Origin of the sequence: Paraburkholderia sp., assembly GCF_036488505.1 — a bacterium.
In the GTDB taxonomy this organism is placed as follows: Bacteria; Pseudomonadota; Gammaproteobacteria; order Burkholderiales; family Burkholderiaceae; genus Paraburkholderia.
Genome location: NZ_DASXHN010000132.1, coordinates 1 through 15,161 on the forward strand (window position 1 = coordinate 1; position 15,161 = coordinate 15,161).

The 15,161-nt window shown below is 65.4% G+C and carries 14 protein-coding genes and 1 pseudogene; 11 read left to right on the forward strand and 4 right to left on the reverse strand.

Annotation, left to right across the window (positions count from 1 at the left end; translation table 11 throughout):
• Positions 1 to 388: pseudogene (locus tag VGH68_RS07380) on the forward strand (MFS transporter); the annotation flags it as partial.
• 43 nt (positions 389 to 431) lie between these two features.
• Here VGH68_RS07380 and VGH68_RS07385 read toward each other — a convergent pair.
• On the reverse strand, positions 432 to 1,523 hold the full coding sequence (locus VGH68_RS07385; protein WP_331602901.1) for a hypothetical protein: 1,092 nt from the start codon (positions 1,521 to 1,523) through the stop codon (positions 432 to 434).
• 161 nt (positions 1,524 to 1,684) lie between these two features.
• On the opposite strand from VGH68_RS07385, the gene VGH68_RS07390 reads away from it, so the two are divergent.
• From VGH68_RS07390 to VGH68_RS07400, 3 genes are all read left to right on the forward strand, one after another.
• Positions 1,685 to 2,590 (forward strand): LysR substrate-binding domain-containing protein, encoded by a 906-nt coding sequence (locus tag VGH68_RS07390; RefSeq protein WP_331602902.1) that lies wholly within the window; start codon positions 1,685 to 1,687, stop codon positions 2,588 to 2,590.
• A gap of 101 nt (positions 2,591 to 2,691) precedes the next feature.
• Positions 2,692 to 3,354 carry an HAD-IA family hydrolase gene (locus VGH68_RS07395; RefSeq protein ID WP_331602903.1) on the forward strand — a complete coding sequence of 221 codons (663 nt, stop codon included), beginning with the start codon at positions 2,692 to 2,694 and terminating at the stop codon, positions 3,352 to 3,354.
• 31 nt (positions 3,355 to 3,385) lie between these two features.
• Positions 3,386 to 4,522: a DSD1 family PLP-dependent enzyme gene (locus VGH68_RS07400; protein WP_331602904.1), complete on the forward strand. Its 1,137-nt coding sequence runs from the start codon at positions 3,386 to 3,388 to the stop codon at positions 4,520 to 4,522.
• A 52-nt stretch (positions 4,523 to 4,574) separates the two neighbouring features.
• On the opposite strand, the gene hpaR is transcribed toward VGH68_RS07400, so the two are convergent.
• Entirely contained in the window at positions 4,575 to 4,982 is a 408-nt protein-coding gene (gene hpaR, locus VGH68_RS07405; RefSeq protein WP_331602905.1) for a homoprotocatechuate degradation operon regulator HpaR, read from the reverse strand.
• 189 nt (positions 4,983 to 5,171) lie between these two features.
• On the opposite strand from hpaR, the gene VGH68_RS07410 reads away from it, so the two are divergent.
• From VGH68_RS07410 to hpaI, 7 genes are read left to right on the forward strand one after another with little or no spacing between them, the layout of a single operon-like run.
• The gene (locus VGH68_RS07410; RefSeq protein ID WP_331602906.1) at positions 5,172 to 5,945 is read left to right on the forward strand and encodes a fumarylacetoacetate hydrolase family protein; all 774 of its coding nucleotides are present in this window, start codon (positions 5,172 to 5,174) and stop codon (positions 5,943 to 5,945) included.
• Complete coding sequence (locus tag VGH68_RS07415; protein WP_331602907.1) at positions 5,942 to 6,700, forward strand: fumarylacetoacetate hydrolase family protein; 759 nt, start codon at positions 5,942 to 5,944, stop codon at positions 6,698 to 6,700. The genes VGH68_RS07410 and VGH68_RS07415 overlap by 4 nt, the downstream gene beginning before the upstream one ends.
• Before the next feature lie 40 nt (positions 6,701 to 6,740).
• On the forward strand, positions 6,741 to 8,198 hold the full coding sequence (hpaE, locus tag VGH68_RS07420; RefSeq protein ID WP_331602908.1) for a 5-carboxymethyl-2-hydroxymuconate semialdehyde dehydrogenase: 1,458 nt from the start codon (positions 6,741 to 6,743) through the stop codon (positions 8,196 to 8,198).
• Between the two features lie 36 nt (positions 8,199 to 8,234).
• Positions 8,235 to 9,098: a 3,4-dihydroxyphenylacetate 2,3-dioxygenase gene (gene hpaD / locus VGH68_RS07425; protein ID WP_331602909.1), complete on the forward strand. Its 864-nt coding sequence runs from the start codon at positions 8,235 to 8,237 to the stop codon at positions 9,096 to 9,098.
• Positions 9,099 to 9,129: 31 nt separating this feature from the next.
• Entirely contained in the window at positions 9,130 to 9,528 is a 399-nt protein-coding gene (locus VGH68_RS07430) for a 5-carboxymethyl-2-hydroxymuconate Delta-isomerase (RefSeq protein ID WP_331602910.1), read from the forward strand.
• 9 nt (positions 9,529 to 9,537) lie between these two features.
• Complete coding sequence (hpaH, locus tag VGH68_RS07435) at positions 9,538 to 10,341, forward strand: 2-oxo-hept-4-ene-1,7-dioate hydratase (protein ID WP_331602911.1); 804 nt, start codon at positions 9,538 to 9,540, stop codon at positions 10,339 to 10,341.
• A gap of 10 nt (positions 10,342 to 10,351) precedes the next feature.
• On the forward strand, positions 10,352 to 11,155 hold the full coding sequence (gene hpaI, locus VGH68_RS07440) for a 4-hydroxy-2-oxoheptanedioate aldolase (RefSeq protein ID WP_331602912.1): 804 nt from the start codon (positions 10,352 to 10,354) through the stop codon (positions 11,153 to 11,155).
• An 82-nt stretch (positions 11,156 to 11,237) separates the two neighbouring features.
• On the opposite strand, the gene VGH68_RS07445 is transcribed toward hpaI, so the two are convergent.
• Positions 11,238 to 13,601: a bifunctional diguanylate cyclase/phosphodiesterase gene (locus VGH68_RS07445; protein ID WP_331602913.1), complete on the reverse strand. Its 2,364-nt coding sequence runs from the start codon at positions 13,599 to 13,601 to the stop codon at positions 11,238 to 11,240.
• 152 nt (positions 13,602 to 13,753) lie between these two features.
• Complete coding sequence (locus tag VGH68_RS07450) at positions 13,754 to 14,899, reverse strand: GGDEF domain-containing protein (RefSeq protein WP_331602914.1); 1,146 nt, start codon at positions 14,897 to 14,899, stop codon at positions 13,754 to 13,756.
• Between the last annotated feature and the right edge of the window lie 262 nt (positions 14,900 to 15,161).

Genomic DNA, 15,161 nt, shown 5'->3' on the forward strand with positions numbered 1-15,161 from the left:
CGCGATGGTGATGTCGATCCTGATGTGGGGCGTCATTTACCAGGGTTACAACGCGATCTTCCCGAGCTTCTATCCGGAACTGTTCCCGACTCGCTCGCGCGTGTCGGCGATGGCGATCGGCCAGAACATCGGCACGACGATTACCGCGCTATTGCCGGCGCTGTTCGCCTACGTCGCGCCGCCGGGATCGAACAACGTGCCGCTGACGATCGGCGCAATCACGTTCGCGATCACGATCGTCGCGGCGGTCTCCGCGTGGAGCGCGCGGGAAAACTTCCGCGTCAGGCTGAGCGACCTGGGCGAACCGGCCGCGGTGCCGATCGACAAGCAGAGCTATGAAGCAATGCGCGCGCAGGGCATGACCGAACGGAAAAAGGGCATTGCGTAAGCCGCGTTCGCTAAAGCAACGCCGCCATAACTGCCGTTGACGCCTACCGCCACGCTTCGGTGAGTTCGTTGGCCAGCACCATTTTCTGGCGCACGGTTTCGACGAACGCCGGGTCGATGCCGGCCTGCGCCTTCAGGAACTTCAGCGCGACCGAATGCACCGCGCGCAGCGCGCCGCCGTCTATCGCGGTCATGCGTGAGGCGCTGCGGCGCGTTTCTTCCACCAGATCGCGCGCGTTGCCGAACTCGGGCGACAAACCGCACTGCGCGTCGAACGCGGCGCGCAAACCGGCGCCATATTCGCGCGATTGGCCGAGCCGGTCCATGTCGATCAGCAGATCGATGCCCTCGCCCATGCGCAGCGCGCCAAGGATCCACAACGCGATGAACGCGCGATACGCGTTATCGCTATTCACCGTGCGTGCGTATTGCTCGCACGCCATCGCGTAAGCGTCGTCGGGCATCGACGCGAGCGGCGGCAAGCTCACGCCACACATGTCGACCACCTCGCGCACCTGCGGGTCCCACTGATTCAGACCCAGCACCCGAAACGGCGCGGCGACGAAAAACGCATTGCTCCACTGCTGCCGCAGCAGCCAGCCGGAAGCAAACTGCGACGCCGGATTGCGCAGCACGCCCACATGCAGCGCGTCGGCAAATGCATGCCGTAGCCATGGCAGCCGGCCGCCCGAACGGCAAAACTTGAACACCGGTACGCGCCCTTGCTCGACGGACTGCTCGCACAGATTGCGCAGATACGCGTGCAATGCCGGGAACGTCGCGTCGGGCTCGCGCGAGAAACGGTCGATGCTGAAGCGCCGGTCGTAACCGCTGACTCCGCGTGCGGTGTCGCGCAGGAACGGCCGGTATTCATCGAAGTACGGCGCGCCGAGCGGTGGATGTCCGGAGGTCAGCGTGGGTTGCGATGCGGCGACGCCGGCGAGCGTCAGATCGGCGAGCACGTTGCTGAGCGGCTCGTAGAAACCGGCCGCGCGCTCCAGTTCACGCAGGCGCGACCACACCCACGTGCCCGCGCTGCGCCAGCCCGTGTGCAGAAAAACCGCCTGTTTCAGCGGGATTTCGGGCGTGGCGTCGCTGCTCGGCGACACAGTGGACGGCTGATCTGGCGACGGCATGGGACTTCTCTTCCAAGGAACGAATCAAACGCGTTGGTGCGGACACAGCGGTGACCCCGAAGCCGAACGCCAGCGTGGCCACGAAACCGCAAGCGCCACTTTACTCTGCGAACGGCACCGACGCATTATGCTGCGAGACTCCACCTCCGATACTCGCAGACATGAACGATTCGGCCGATATCCGCTTCCTGCTGACGCTGCGCGCAAGCGGCAGCCTCGCTGCCGCCGCGCGCAAGCTGGCGCTGTCGCCATCGGCGGTCACGCAGCGCCTGCAACAGCTCGAGAAGAAACTCGGCGCGCAACTGGTGAACCGCAGCGCGCGCCGCCTGCAATTCACCGATGAAGGCCTGCTGCTATGCGAACGCGGCGCGCCATTGGTCGAGCAATTCGACGCGTTGTTCGACGATCTGCAAACGCGTCGCGGCGGCCTGGTCGGTACGCTGAGAATCAATGCGCCGCTAGGCTTCGGGCGACGCCATCTGGCGCCGGTGATCGGCGAGTTCCAGCAACAGAACCCCGCTATCGACGTGGCATTGACACTGTCCGACCGTCCGCTGACCGAAACGACGGATCGCTTCGATATCGTCGTGCATATCGGCGAGTTGCCGCTGTCGAATCTGGTCGGCTTTACGGTCGCGCCGAATGCGCGATTCCTCTGTGCGGCGCCCGCGCTCGTCAGACGCGTCGGCACGCCCGAGTCACCGGATGCATTGAGCACGCTGCCGTGCATCGTGTTGCGCGAGAACGACGAGGACGTGTCGCTGTGGCAGTTCAGCAAAGGCCGCGCGCGCCGCAGCGTGCGCGTGTCCACGCATCTGAGCTGCAATGACGGCGACGTGATCCGTCAATGGGCGTGCGAAGGACGCGGCGTGATTCTGCGCTCCGAATGGGACGTCGCCGACGACCTGGCGAAAGGCCGGCTCGTGCGCCTGCTGCCGGGCTGGAAAGCGCCGGATGCGAATGTGATCGCGCTCACGCACCGGCGCGCGGGCCTGCCCGCGCGCACGCGCCATTTCATGCAGTATCTGCAGAGCCGGTTCAGGCCCTTGCCGCCATGGCGACGGTGATTCACCCACACTGAATCTCTGAATCGATCCGGCTGAACGTGCGCCGATCAACGAAATCCTATAATCGACTCACCTCGCCATAGCCAGCAGAACGCTCGATCATGACCGCCGCTGCCCTTCCCCCCGCTTACCCCGACGCCGTTCTGTTCGACCTGCTGACCGCACTACTCGACTCGTGGCGTTCGTGGAACCGCGCGGCGGGCTCGGAACCGGTTGGCCGCGCATGGCGTGCCGCCTATCTGCGTCTCACCTATGGCTGCGGTCGTTACGTTCCTTACGAACAGCTTGTGCGCGATGCCGCCGCGCAAGTCGGCCTCCCCGAATCCGCCGCCAGCGCACTCGAAGCGGATTGGCTGAACCTGACGCCGTGGCCCGGCGCCCTCGATGCATTGCGCGCGCTCGCGCCGCATTCCAAGCTCGCGGTCGTCACCAACTGCTCGACGCGCCTTGGCACCCAGGCGGCCGCGCTGCTGCCGCTGCGTTGGGACGCGATCGTGACCGCCGAGGAAGCCGGCGTCTACAAGCCGGACCCGCTGCCCTACCGGCTCGCGCTCGACAAGCTCGGCGTCGCGCCACAGCGCGCCGCGTTCGTCGCGGGTTCCAGTTACGACATGTTCGGCACCGCCGCTGTCGGTTTGCGGACTTACTGGCATAACCGCGTCAGCCTGCCTTTGGTAGACGGCGCGCGGGCGCCGGAGATCGAAGCGCCGTCGCTCGACGCGCTGGTGCCGTGGCTCGCGCGCTTTGGCCATCGCCAACGTTGAATCCCGTACACCTCGCTCTTCAGGTGCAAGCATGAAACTCGAACAGATCGAAACCCCGGCCGCCTTGATCGACGTCGCGCGGATGCAGAAAAACATCGCGCGCATGCAGGCGCAGATGAACACGCTCGGCGTCGCGTTCCGCCCGCATGTGAAAACCACCAAATGTATCGATGTGGTGCGCGCGCAGATCGCGGCCGGCGCGCGCGGCATCACGGTGTCGACGCTAAAGGAAGCGGAGGCGTTTTTCGCGGCCGGCATCGACGACATTCTGTACGCGGTCAGCATGGTCCCCGCCAAATTGCCGCGCGCACTTGCGCTGCGCCGCCAGGGCTGCGATCTGAAGATCGTGGCCGACAATCCGGGCGCCGCGGCCGCGATCGCCGCATTCGGCGACCAGCACGGCGAAAGCTTCGAGGTGTGGATCGAAGTCGATACCGATGGACACCGTTCGGGCATCGGCCCCGAACAACAGACGCTGCTCGAAGTCGGGCGGATTCTGCACGAGAACGGCGCGAAAGTCGGCGGCGTGATGACCCACGCCGGTTCCAGCTACGAACTGAACACGCCCGAAGCACTGGCCGCGCTCGCGGAACAGGAACGCGCGGGCTGCGTGCGCGCCGCCGCGCGGCTGCGCGAAGCGGGCATCGCGTGCCCGGCCGTCAGCGTCGGCTCCACGCCGACCGCGCTTGCCGCGCGGCATCTGCAAGGCGTGACCGAAGTACGGGCCGGCGTCTATGTGCTGTTCGATCTGGTGATGCACAACGTCGGCGTGTGCGCGTTGCAAGACATCGCGCTCAGCGTGCTGGCAACCGTGATCGGTCATCAGGAAGACAAGGGCTGGGCGATTCTCGACGCGGGGTGGATGGCGCTCAGCCGCGATCGCGGCACCTCGCGGCAGTCTCACGATTTCGGCTACGGTCAGCCGTGTTTGTTGAATGGCACGCTACTGCCCGGTTATGTGGTGAGCGGCGCGAACCAGGAGCACGGTATTCTTTCGTCGGCGGATGCCGGTACGCATGATGTCGACATCGCGCAGCGCTTTCCGATCGGCATGAAACTGCGCATCCTGCCGAATCACGCATGTGCGACCGGCGCGCAATTTCCCGCGTATCACGCGGTGGCGCCGGATGGCGATAGCGTCGAATGGCCACGCTTTTACGGCTGGTAAATCGGCGCCACCGCGTCACCACGCGAGCGCGCCATCACCGGCGCCGCGCCGCTCACTCATCCTCTTCCGACAAACCGGCGAGTAAATCGTCGACCGCGCGATAAACGCGCTCGACGACTTCCGGTCCCACCTTGCGCTCGAGATCGCGATAGTGCGTCTCGAGTTCCTTCGAAATCGCCCGCACCAGTTCGACGCTCGTATCGGTCAACGACACGAGTACGCGGCGCTGATCTTCCGCGAAACGTTCCTTGATCACCAGATCCATGCTCTCCATGCGCGCGAGCACGCCGGCCATGCTCGGGCTGGAAATCGTGCAGATATCGGAGATATGACGCGGCTCCATCGGGCCATGTTCGTTGAGCGCGCGGATCACCCGCCATTGCTGTTCGGTCAGTCCATGCGCGGTAATCAGCGGACGAAAGCGCTCCATCATTTTTTCACGGGCCCGGAGCAACAACATGGGCAGATTGCGATGCAGAACTCGAATGGATGCGGCGGACATATTGGCAAAAGGATAAAAAAGCAGCTGTCGAAGCTTAAGGGAAAACCCGCGATCAACTCACAGCCTATTGACCGTAAATCATATCAAGCACGATACTACTAACATATTAGTGTTTCCGCTGGCATTTCTCCCCGAGGCCGTCCACTCATGTTCGTGCTTGCCGATCACCTGCTCCATCCCGAAGGCGACGCGCTGCCTCGCGACGTGGATGCCAGCGCCGCGGCGGCGCTGCTCGCGCGCGGCGTCGCGTGCCGCGCGCCCGTCAGCGGCAGCGTCTATGGAACCTTGCTGAATGACCGTGCCGCGCTGGATGCGTTGGGCGACGCGGTGCACGCGGCGCCGTACAAGGCGCCCCCCAAAGCACCAATCCTGTACGTGAAGCCGCGCAATAGCTTCGCCGGGCATCGGGCCCGCGTGGTCGTGCCGGATAACACGTCAGGCGTCGAAGTCGGGGCGTCACTCGGCATCGTGATCGGCCGCACCGCGACGCGCGTCAGCGCGGAGCGTGCCGCGGACTATATCGCCGGCTATACGCTGGTCGGCGATCTCAGCGTGCCGCATACCAACGTCTACCGCCCCAACGTGCGCTTGCGCGCGCGCGACGGCTTCTGCGTGATCGGCCCGGCCCTCGTCGCCGCGCGCCATGTTGCGAAGCCAGATCGCCTCGACATCGCCGTTTCGCTAAACGGCGCGAAGCCGTTTACCGCCAGTACCGCGTCGTCGGTGCGTAATGTCGCGCAACTGCTCGCGGACGTCACCGACTTCATGACGCTCAACGCGGGCGACGTGATCACACTCGGTGTGCGCCACGGTTCCCCCGTTGCGCGTATCGGCGATACGGCCACGCTGTCGATCGGCAATCTGCCGCCGCTGGTCGTTTCGTTCGTCGGCGCAGACCAACATAACGGAGGCCAGTCATGATGCGCGGCCGTGTTGCGTATGCCGGAGCGATTCACGAAGCGTATCCGCACGAGAACGGCGTGCGTCTCGCGGACGGCCGGGTGCGGCGCGAGGACGAGGTCGTGTGGCTCGCGCCGATCGAGGTCGGGACGATCTTTGCACTCGGTCTGAACTACGCCGAACATGCGAAGGAATTGCAGTTCGGCAAACAGGAAGAGCCGCTGGTATTCCTGAAAGGACCGGACTCGGTAATCGGCCATCGCGGCTTTACGCGCCGGCCCGCCGATGTGACGTTCATGCACTACGAGTGCGAACTCGCGGTCGTGATCGGTCGGACCGCGCAGAATGTGAAGCGCGACCACGCAATGCAGCACGTGGCCGGCTATATGATCGCGAACGACTACGCGGTGCGCGATTACCTCGAAAACTACTATCGCCCGAACCTGCGCGTGAAGAACCGCGACGGCGGCACGGTGCTCGGCCCCTGGTTCGTCGACGCGGCCGACATCGCCGATGTCACGCAGATCGAATTGCGCACGTTCGTCAACGGCACGCGCCAGCAATGCGGCAATACGCGCGATCTGGTCACCGGCATCCCCGCGCTGATCGAATATCTGAGCGGCTTCATGACGCTCGCACCCGGCGACGTGATCCTCACCGGCACGCCCGAAGGCGTCGTCAACGTCAATGCGGGCGACGAAGTCGTCTGCGAGATCGACGGCCTCGGCCGTCTCGTCAACACCATCGCATCCGACGCGGACTTCGGTCGCGCGTGATGGACAGCGAAACGGAAGCGAACAGAGAAAGGACACCGCAATGCCGATCGACCATCTGATCAACGGCGAGGCGTGCGCCTCGAACGACTATTTCGAAACCGTCAATCCGGCCACGCAGGAAGTACTCGGCGAAGTCGCGCGCGGCGGCGCGAAGGAAGTCGACGCCGCCGTGCAAGCGGCGAAAACGGCATTCCCCGCATGGGCGAACCAACCCGCTGCCGAGCGCGCGAAGCGGGTGCGCAAGCTCGGCGAGCTGATCACGAAGCACGTGCCGGAGCTGTCGGAGACCGAAACGAAGGACACCGGCCAGACCATCTCGCAGACGCGCAAGCAACTGGTGCCGCGCGCGGCCGACAACTTCAGCTATTTCGCCGAGATGTGCGTGCGCGTCGACGGCCACACGTACCCGACCGACACGCATCTGAACTACACGCTGTTTCATCCGGTCGGCGTGTGCGCGCTGATTTCGCCATGGAACGTGCCGTTCATGACCGCGACGTGGAAGGTCGCTCCCTGCCTCGCATTCGGCAATACCGCGGTGCTGAAAATGAGCGAACTGTCGCCGCTCACCGCATCGATGCTCGGCCAGCTCGCGCTCGAAGCCGGCATTCCGGCGGGCGTGCTGAACGTGGTGCACGGCTACGGCAAGGAGGCGGGCGAGCCGCTCGTCGCGCATCCCGACGTGCACGCGGTCTCGTTCACCGGCTCGACGGCGACCGGCAACCGCATCGTGCAGACGGCGGGTTTGAAGAAGTTCTCGATGGAACTCGGTGGCAAATCGCCGTTCGTGATTTTCGACGACGCCGACTTCGAACGCGCGCTCGACGCCGCCGTATTCATGATCTTCTCGAACAACGGCGAGCGCTGCACAGCGGGCTCGCGCATTCTGGTGCAGCGTTCGATCTACGCGCATTTCGCCGAGCGCTTTATCGAGCGCGCGAAGCGTTTGACGGTTGGCGATCCGCTCGCGGAAAGCACGATCGTCGGCCCGATGATCAGCCAGGGGCATCTGGCGAAAGTACGAGGCTACATCGAGCTCGGCCCGAAAGAAGGGGCGACGCTCGCGTGCGGCGGGGTCAACACGCCCGCGCTGCCGGACGGGTTGCGCCACGGCAACTTCGTCGCGCCCACCGTGTTCGTCGATGTCGACAATCGCATGCGTATCGCGCAGGAAGAAATCTTCGGGCCGGTCGCATGCCTGATTCCGTTCGACGACGAAGCCGAAGCGATCCGGCTCGCCAACGACATCTCGTACGGTCTGTCGAGTTATATCTGGACCGAAAACGCCGGCCGCGCGCTGCGCGTGGCCGCCGCGGTCCAGGCAGGCATGTGCTTCGTGAACAGCCAGAACGTGCGCGATCTGCGTCAGCCGTTCGGCGGCACCAAGGCATCGGGCGTGGGTCGCGAAGGCGGTACATGGAGCTACGAAGTGTTCCTCGAACCGAAGAACGTCTGCGTGTCGCTCGGCTCACATCACATTCCCCGCTGGGGCGTCTGATAAAACGGCCAGCCGCCGCAACAACAGGAGACCGCGATGGGCAAGCTCGCGTTGGCAGCAAAAGTGACTCACGTGCCGTCGTTGTATCTGTCGGAACTCGACGGCCCGCATAAGGGCTGCCGTCAACCGGCGATCGACGGTCATCATGAAATCGGCCGGCGCTGCCGCGACCTCGGTGTCGATACGATCGTCGTGTTCGATGTGCACTGGCTCGTGAATAGCGAATACCACATCAATTGCGCGCCGAAATTCGAGGGCGTTTACACGAGCAACGAGCTGCCGCATTTCATCAAGAACATGCCGTATGCGTACCCCGGCAATGTCGGGCTCGGCGAAATCATCGCGGAGGTCGCGAACGAAATGGGCGTGAAAAGCCGCGCGCATAGCCAGACCACGCTCGAACTCGAATACGGCACGCTGGTGCCGATGCGCTATATGAATGCGGACCAGCATTTCAAGGCGGTGTCGGTGGCGGGCTGGTGCATGTGGCACGACCTCGAAACGAGCGCGCGTTTCGGGCTCGCGGTGCGCAAGGCGATCGAGGAGCGTTACGACGGCACCGTCGCGATTCTCGCCAGCGGCTCGCTGTCCCATCACTTCGCGAACAACGGCACCGCCGAGCAGTTCATGCACAAGGTGTGGAGCCCGTTTCTCGAACAGATGGATCGCAGCGTGGTGCGCATGTGGGAAACCGGCGACTGGAAGACCTTCTGCGAGATGCTGCCGCTTTACAACGAGAAGTGCTGGGGCGAAGGCGGCATGCACGATACCGCGATGCTGCTAGGCGCGCTCGGTTGGGATCGTTACGACGGCAACGTCGAAGTCGTCACGCCGTATTTCGGCAGTTCCGGAACCGGCCAGATCAACGCGATCTTCCCGGTCACGCCGTTGCCCGCATGAAGCCTGAAGCACGACACATCGAGGACACGCGATGCCACACCTGACACTCGAATACAGCGCGAATCTCGCTGACCCGCAACGCGTCGGCGAACTGTGCAACGCACTCGCGCAATGCCTCGACGCGCAACGCGAGAACGGCGAGCGCATCTATCCGCTCGGCGGCATCCGCGTGCGCGCACTGCGCTGCGAACAGTATTGCATCGCCGACGGACGTCCAGACGCCGCCTTCCTGCACGCGAATCTGAAGATCGGCGCGGGCCGCTCCGACGCGGTCAAGCAAGCCACCGGCGATGCGCTGTTCGCGCTGATCAAACAACGCTTTGCACCGGAGTTCGAACGGCACGGCCTCGCGTTGTCGCTGGAAATCAACGAGTTCAGCGAAGCGGGCACCTGGAAGCACAACAATCTTCACGCACGGCTCAAGGGCTGATCATTCATCATGCTAGACGAAAAGACCATCCGCGATCTCGCCGCGCAACTCGATCATGCGGAGAAAACGCGCACGCAACTGCGCCACTTTTCCGCGCAGTATCCGCAGATGACCGTGCAGGACGGTTACGCGATTCAACGCGAGTGGGTCAAGCTGAAACTGGCCGAAGGCCACCTGATCAAGGGCAGAAAAATCGGCCTCACGTCGCGCGCGATGCAACGTTCGTCGCAGATCGACGAGCCCGACTACGCGCCGCTGCTCGACAGCATGTTCATCGATAGCGGCCAGGATATTCGCGTCGATCGCTTTATCGCGCCGCGCGTCGAAGTCGAACTCGCTTTCGTGCTGGGCAAGCCGCTGAAGGGTCCGGGCGTCACGCTGTTCGACGTGCTCGACGCGACCGCTTACGTGAGCCCCGCCGTCGAGATCATCGATGCGCGCATCGAACAGTTCGATCGCGAAACGCGCGCGCCGCGCAAGGTCTACGACACGATCTCCGATTTCGCCGCGAACGCGGGCGTCGTGCTGGGCGGCCGGCCGGTGCGGCCGCTCGATGTCGACCTGCGCTGGGTCGGCGCGCTGCTCTACCGGAACGGCGCGGTCGAGGAAAGCGGGCTGGCGGCGGCGGTGCTCAATCACCCGGCCACCGGCGTCGCGTGGCTCGCGAACAAGATCGCGCCCTACGACGAAATGCTGAACGCGAACGACGTAATCCTGAGCGGCTCGTTCACGAGCCCGATCCCGGCGCGTGCCGGCGATACGTTCCACGTCGACTACGGCCCGCTCGGCGGCATCGGTTTGAATTTCATCTGAATGCATCGATATGTCTGTGCCAACCAACCCGTTCAAACGCGCGCTCGCCGAAGGCAAGCCGCAATTCGGCCTGTGGGCCGCGCTCGCCGATGCGTACGTGACCGAATTGCTCGCGACCGCCGGCTTCGACTGGCTGCTGATCGACAACGAGCACGCACCGAACGACGTGCGCAGCACGCTCGCGCAATTGCAGGCGATAGCCGCGTATCCGTCGCATCCGGTCGTGCGGCCGGTGCGCAGCGACGCCGCGTTGATCAAGCAGCTGCTCGACATCGGCGCGCAATCGCTGCTGCTGCCGATGATCGATACCGCCGCGCAAGCGTTCGATGCGGTCGCCGCCACGCGCTATCCGCCGCAAGGCATTCGCGGTGTGGGCAGCGCGCTCGCGCGCGCGTCGCGGTGGAACCGCGTGCCGGATTATCTGAACACCGCGGCCGAAGAGCTGTGCGTGATGGTGCAGGCCGAGACCGTGCTGAGCCTCGATAATCTCGCGGAGATTGCGCGCGTGGACGGCGTCGATGGCGTGTTTTTCGGGCCGTCGGATCTGAGCGCGTCGATGGGCTTGCTCGGCAAGCCAGGTGACGCGCGGGTGCGCGATGCGATTCGTCACGGCATCGACACCGTGCGTCGCGCGGGCAAGGCGGCGGGCGTGCTCGCGCCCGATCCGGCACTGGCGGCCGACTATCTGGCGGCCGGCGCGACCTTCGTCGCGGTCGGTACCGATACCGGCTTGCTCAGCCGCGCGGCCGCCGATCTCGCCGCGTCGTATAAGAACTCAGCGCCGCTGGCGGCGCCGGTCAAAGGCGGGTACTGAACGGCAACCCGCAAACGGCAACCGCCAGACAACGGCCGCGAGCGCAACCGCCGCGAGCCGCGCTCGCGGCGTCAACTACCCGTTATTCGGTCGCCGGCCACGGCAACCCGCGCGCCGACCAGTCCAACTCCGCGCCGATCACGCAGCGTCCCACCGCCAACTGCTCGGCCATCGTCACCGCAATACAGGGGCCGCCGCTCGCCAGCGATAGATACGGATCGCTGGCGAGCGCCTGACCCGGCAGCAGTACCGCATTACGGAAATACGGCCGATGGTCCCAGCGTGCATCGCGCGGATTCGCGACCGGCTGCAGCGATGCCGCGTCCTCCCGCCACGCCGGCCCAGGCACTTCGTGGCCGATCTGCCGGCCGGTGTCGTCGAGAATGAAGCAACTGATGGTGCGCTCGAAGCTCGCGAGCGTTGCCAATGCATCGGCCATCACGACGCCAGCGAGTAGTGCATCGGCGGCCCGCCGCAGTTCGAGCCGGTATGGCTCGACTTCCGATTCGAACAACGCATGCTGATGCGCGCGCCCCTGCGCGATCACGTCGAACGCATCGTCGATCTGCCGATGCACCGAACCGGGCGGCGCGAGCGCGCTGGCCGGCCGGCCGAGCAGATAGCCCTGCGCGAAATCGACGTTCGATTCGACCGCGAGAATCAGCTCCTCGGCGGTCTCGACGCCCTCGACCACCACCAGCATCCCCGCCTGATGCAGCAGCGACACGAGCTTGGGCAAAATCGGCTGCTCGGTGCGGTGGGTGGTCGCGCGAATCAGTTCGCCGTCGAGCTTGACGATGTCCGGCCGGATGCGCAGCAACCGGTCGAGATTCGATTGCCCCGCGCCGAAATCGTCGACGGCGATCAGAAAGCCGTGCTGGCGGTACAGCGCCGCCGCGCGCGACATGTCATCGACGCTGCCGCCGTGCGATTCGAGGATCTCGAGAATCACGCGCTCGGGTTCGAGTCCCGCCGCGCGCACGATTTTCGTCAACTGATCGGCGTAGCCGTCGGCGATGAACGTAGCCGGCAGGATGTTGAGAAACAGCCACGCGTCGGCTGGCAGCGCGCGGCGCGCATTGTCGAGGTGCACCGCGTGACTCGCGCGATCGAGCGCGCCCTCGTCGCGCGACGGCTTCGGCGCGAACATCACCACCGGCGGCACCAGCGTGCCGTCGTCGTGCTCGCCGCGCAGCAGCGCCTCGAAGCCAACCTGTTTCTGATGCGACAGGCTGTAGAGCGGCTGGAAGTGCGAAATCAGACAGACGTTTTCCCAGCGATAGCGCGCCGCATCCGCGCTGGCGCCGGTGCCGGCTTCAGCGTCCGCGGTGGATCGCGCGAATACGTCGGCGAACGGTGCCTGCAGCGCGTCGAACGGCAGCGCGCGTTCGGCGCACACGCGATTGCGGCCGCTGTGCTTCGCGCGCAGTAATGCTTCGTCCGCGCGATCGAGCAGCACCATGAAGCTCTCGCCGCGCCGGTATTCGGCAACGCCGAAGCTCGCGGTCAGATGACCGTCCGGGCGTTCGATCATGGCGATCGCGGCGCGCAGCCGCTCGGCCAGTCGCAGCGCGCCACCGAGGCCGTCATCGAGCAGCACCGCGAACTCCTCGCCGCCGATGCGGCTCACGCTATGCTGCTGCGCGACCTCCTCTCTGAGCGCCTGCGCGACCCGGAACAGCACATGGTCGCCGGCCGCATGGCCAAAGCGGTCGTTCAACGACTTGAAGCTGTCAATGTCGAGAAAGATCGCGCTGATGCGCGCATCCGGCGCTAGCTGATCAAGTCGCAACTCCGCGTGCTTGACGAACGCGCGGCGATTTTGCAGGCCCGTGAGCGGATCGGTCGCGGCGAGCTGCGCGAGCTGGCTCTCGAGCAGAAAGTGATTGCGCCGGAAGTGGTAGAAGCTGAAATGGAACACCGCGGAGCTCGGCGCGCCGATCACGATGACCCACGTCCAGACGGCGGCGTTGACGTCGTGCGCATGCGCGTGGCCAAGCAGCAGCGCAATGGCGGCCGCGTAGAACAGTGCGCTGCCGGTGACGAAATGCGCGGGCGTCAGCCACAGCGGCGCCGCGCAAATCGGAATCACGACGAGGCCAGGCAGCAGCCACAGCAACGGCTGCGTGACGCCGGCCGCATTCAGCACGAGACCGCCGGTCAGCACCTGCATGTACACCACCCCGATCGCGCCGAAGCGCAGGATCGACGTCGTGCCGGGAATCGCCAGCACCAGCAGCGCAAGCACGAGCGCGCACAGCAACCGGTAAGCGAGCGGCGCGGCCGGCCCGTCGACCAGCTCGCGCGCCGCCACCATGCACAGGAATGCGGCCACCGTGAAGGCCATCGTCATGATGCAAAGCGGCCGCTGGTGCTCGAGCGCGCGCTGATGATAGCGCTCGCGCAAGCCGGGCTCGGTCAGGTGCTGCGTCGGGATAGCAGACATAGGGTGCTTATCAGGCTCCGGTTCCGGTGACTTTGCCAATGGTTATCGGCAAACGTCCGGCAAATATTTATGGCTAACGTTAAACCAACGATGTGTTTCGTGGCGGCTGGGCGGATCGCGCCGACTGATTGGGCAGCCGCATGGGATCCCGCTCACGCCGCCACCACCCGGTCACGCCCGGCCGCCTTCGCCGCGTACAGCGCGCGGTCGGCGCGCGCCATCAGTTGCTCGAGCGATTCGCCGCGCCGCCACTGATCGACGCCGACGCTGAACGTATACCGCAGCCCGCGCGGCAGTTCGACCGGCGTGCTGGCCGTGAGTCCCCCGCGCAGCCGCTCGAGCAGCATGACCGCATCGGCGGCCGTGGTGACCGGACACAGCACACCGAACTCCTCGCCGCCGAGGCGCCCGAATACGTCGCCGGCCCGCAGCTCGCGCGCGACGAAAGCGGCGAAGTGGGCGAGCACCTGGTCGCCGGCCGCATGGCCATAGGTGTCGTTGACCGACTTGAACGAGTCGATGTCGACGATCGCGATCGCCACAGGCAGGCCGCTGCGCAACGACGCGTTCAGCAGCACGCCGCCACGCTCGAGGAACGCGCGCCGCGACACCGCGCCGGTCAGATCGTCGACATTCGCGAGCCGTTCGAACCGCTCCGCGAGGCGATCGTGCGCGAGCATCACGACGCCGATCGCCAGCAACGGCGGCGCGAGTATGCCGAGCGCAAGGAACGCGATGTTGGACGGCGACACTTGCAGCAGGCTTGTCTGCATCAGACGGCCGAAGCCGTACATGATGCCGCGGGAGCTGTGCCCGACGCATAGCAGCGCGGCCGCGGTCGCGAGGAAATAGTAGTTGTAGGCCGGCCGGTGTGACGGGCGTCCGCGCCACACCAGCACGGCGAGCGCGGCATAGAGGATCGCGTGGTACGCGGATACCAGCGTGACGCGCGCATTGAAGTCCGGCTTGACGAAGGTCCAGTAGCAGACGCCGAGCAGTACGGCAACGAGCCCCGCATAGGCGACCCACGGCCGTTCGCGGCGCCCGAGGAAGCGCAGGCAGCCTTCGAGCACGAGCAGCAGCGCGAGCGCAAGCAGCGCGTTGGCCGCGACGAATGACAACCAGCGCGACGCATGCCCCTGTAAAGCGAACGCGAGCAGCGCGACGATCCCCAGCGCGTTGGCCGCGATCCAGTAGCCGACGCCCGGGATCGCCGCGCGCCATAACGAGCCGAGCACGGCCATCGCCATCGCGCCCGACAGAACCGTGACCAGCAAAATAGTGAGTGGATTCAGCATTGCAATAGGTTGGAATGGAACGGCCGCGCACGCGAGCCGCTGCTTCGCATCGGCTCCATGGTCTGCGCGGACCGTGCGGCGGCCACACCAGCGCTTGATACGTGAATCGGCTGCGGGCGCGTTGGCCTGCAAAACATTATCCGATCATGGCGGAAAAAACTTCCGGTCCGCGTCACGTGATTCGCTCCGCGGCATACGCGACGAGGCTGCGGCGGTCGACGACGCGCAAAGCGACGCGCCATGCGCCCGGGGCCGCCGTGAA

Coding starts and splice junctions, on each gene's coding strand:
- hpaH (WP_331602911.1), top strand. CDS start 9,538: ATGCTAGACGAAAAGACCATCCGCGATCTCGCCGCGCAACTCGATCAT.
- hpaE (WP_331602908.1), top strand. CDS start 6,741: ATGCCGATCGACCATCTGATCAACGGCGAGGCGTGCGCCTCGAACGAC.
- VGH68_RS07385 (WP_331602901.1), bottom strand. CDS start 1,523: ATGCCGTCGCCAGATCAGCCGTCCACTGTGTCGCCGAGCAGCGACGCC.
- hpaD (WP_331602909.1), top strand. CDS start 8,235: ATGGGCAAGCTCGCGTTGGCAGCAAAAGTGACTCACGTGCCGTCGTTG.
- VGH68_RS07445 (WP_331602913.1), bottom strand. CDS start 13,601: ATGTCTGCTATCCCGACGCAGCACCTGACCGAGCCCGGCTTGCGCGAG.
- VGH68_RS07390 (WP_331602902.1), top strand. CDS start 1,685: ATGAACGATTCGGCCGATATCCGCTTCCTGCTGACGCTGCGCGCAAGC.
- VGH68_RS07430 (WP_331602910.1), top strand. CDS start 9,130: ATGCCACACCTGACACTCGAATACAGCGCGAATCTCGCTGACCCGCAA.
- VGH68_RS07400 (WP_331602904.1), top strand. CDS start 3,386: ATGAAACTCGAACAGATCGAAACCCCGGCCGCCTTGATCGACGTCGCG.
- hpaI (WP_331602912.1), top strand. CDS start 10,352: ATGTCTGTGCCAACCAACCCGTTCAAACGCGCGCTCGCCGAAGGCAAG.
- VGH68_RS07450 (WP_331602914.1), bottom strand. CDS start 14,899: ATGCTGAATCCACTCACTATTTTGCTGGTCACGGTTCTGTCGGGCGCG.
- VGH68_RS07415 (WP_331602907.1), top strand. CDS start 5,942: ATGATGCGCGGCCGTGTTGCGTATGCCGGAGCGATTCACGAAGCGTAT.
- VGH68_RS07395 (WP_331602903.1), top strand. CDS start 2,692: ATGACCGCCGCTGCCCTTCCCCCCGCTTACCCCGACGCCGTTCTGTTC.
- VGH68_RS07410 (WP_331602906.1), top strand. CDS start 5,172: ATGTTCGTGCTTGCCGATCACCTGCTCCATCCCGAAGGCGACGCGCTG.
- hpaR (WP_331602905.1), bottom strand. CDS start 4,982: ATGTTGTTGCTCCGGGCCCGTGAAAAAATGATGGAGCGCTTTCGTCCG.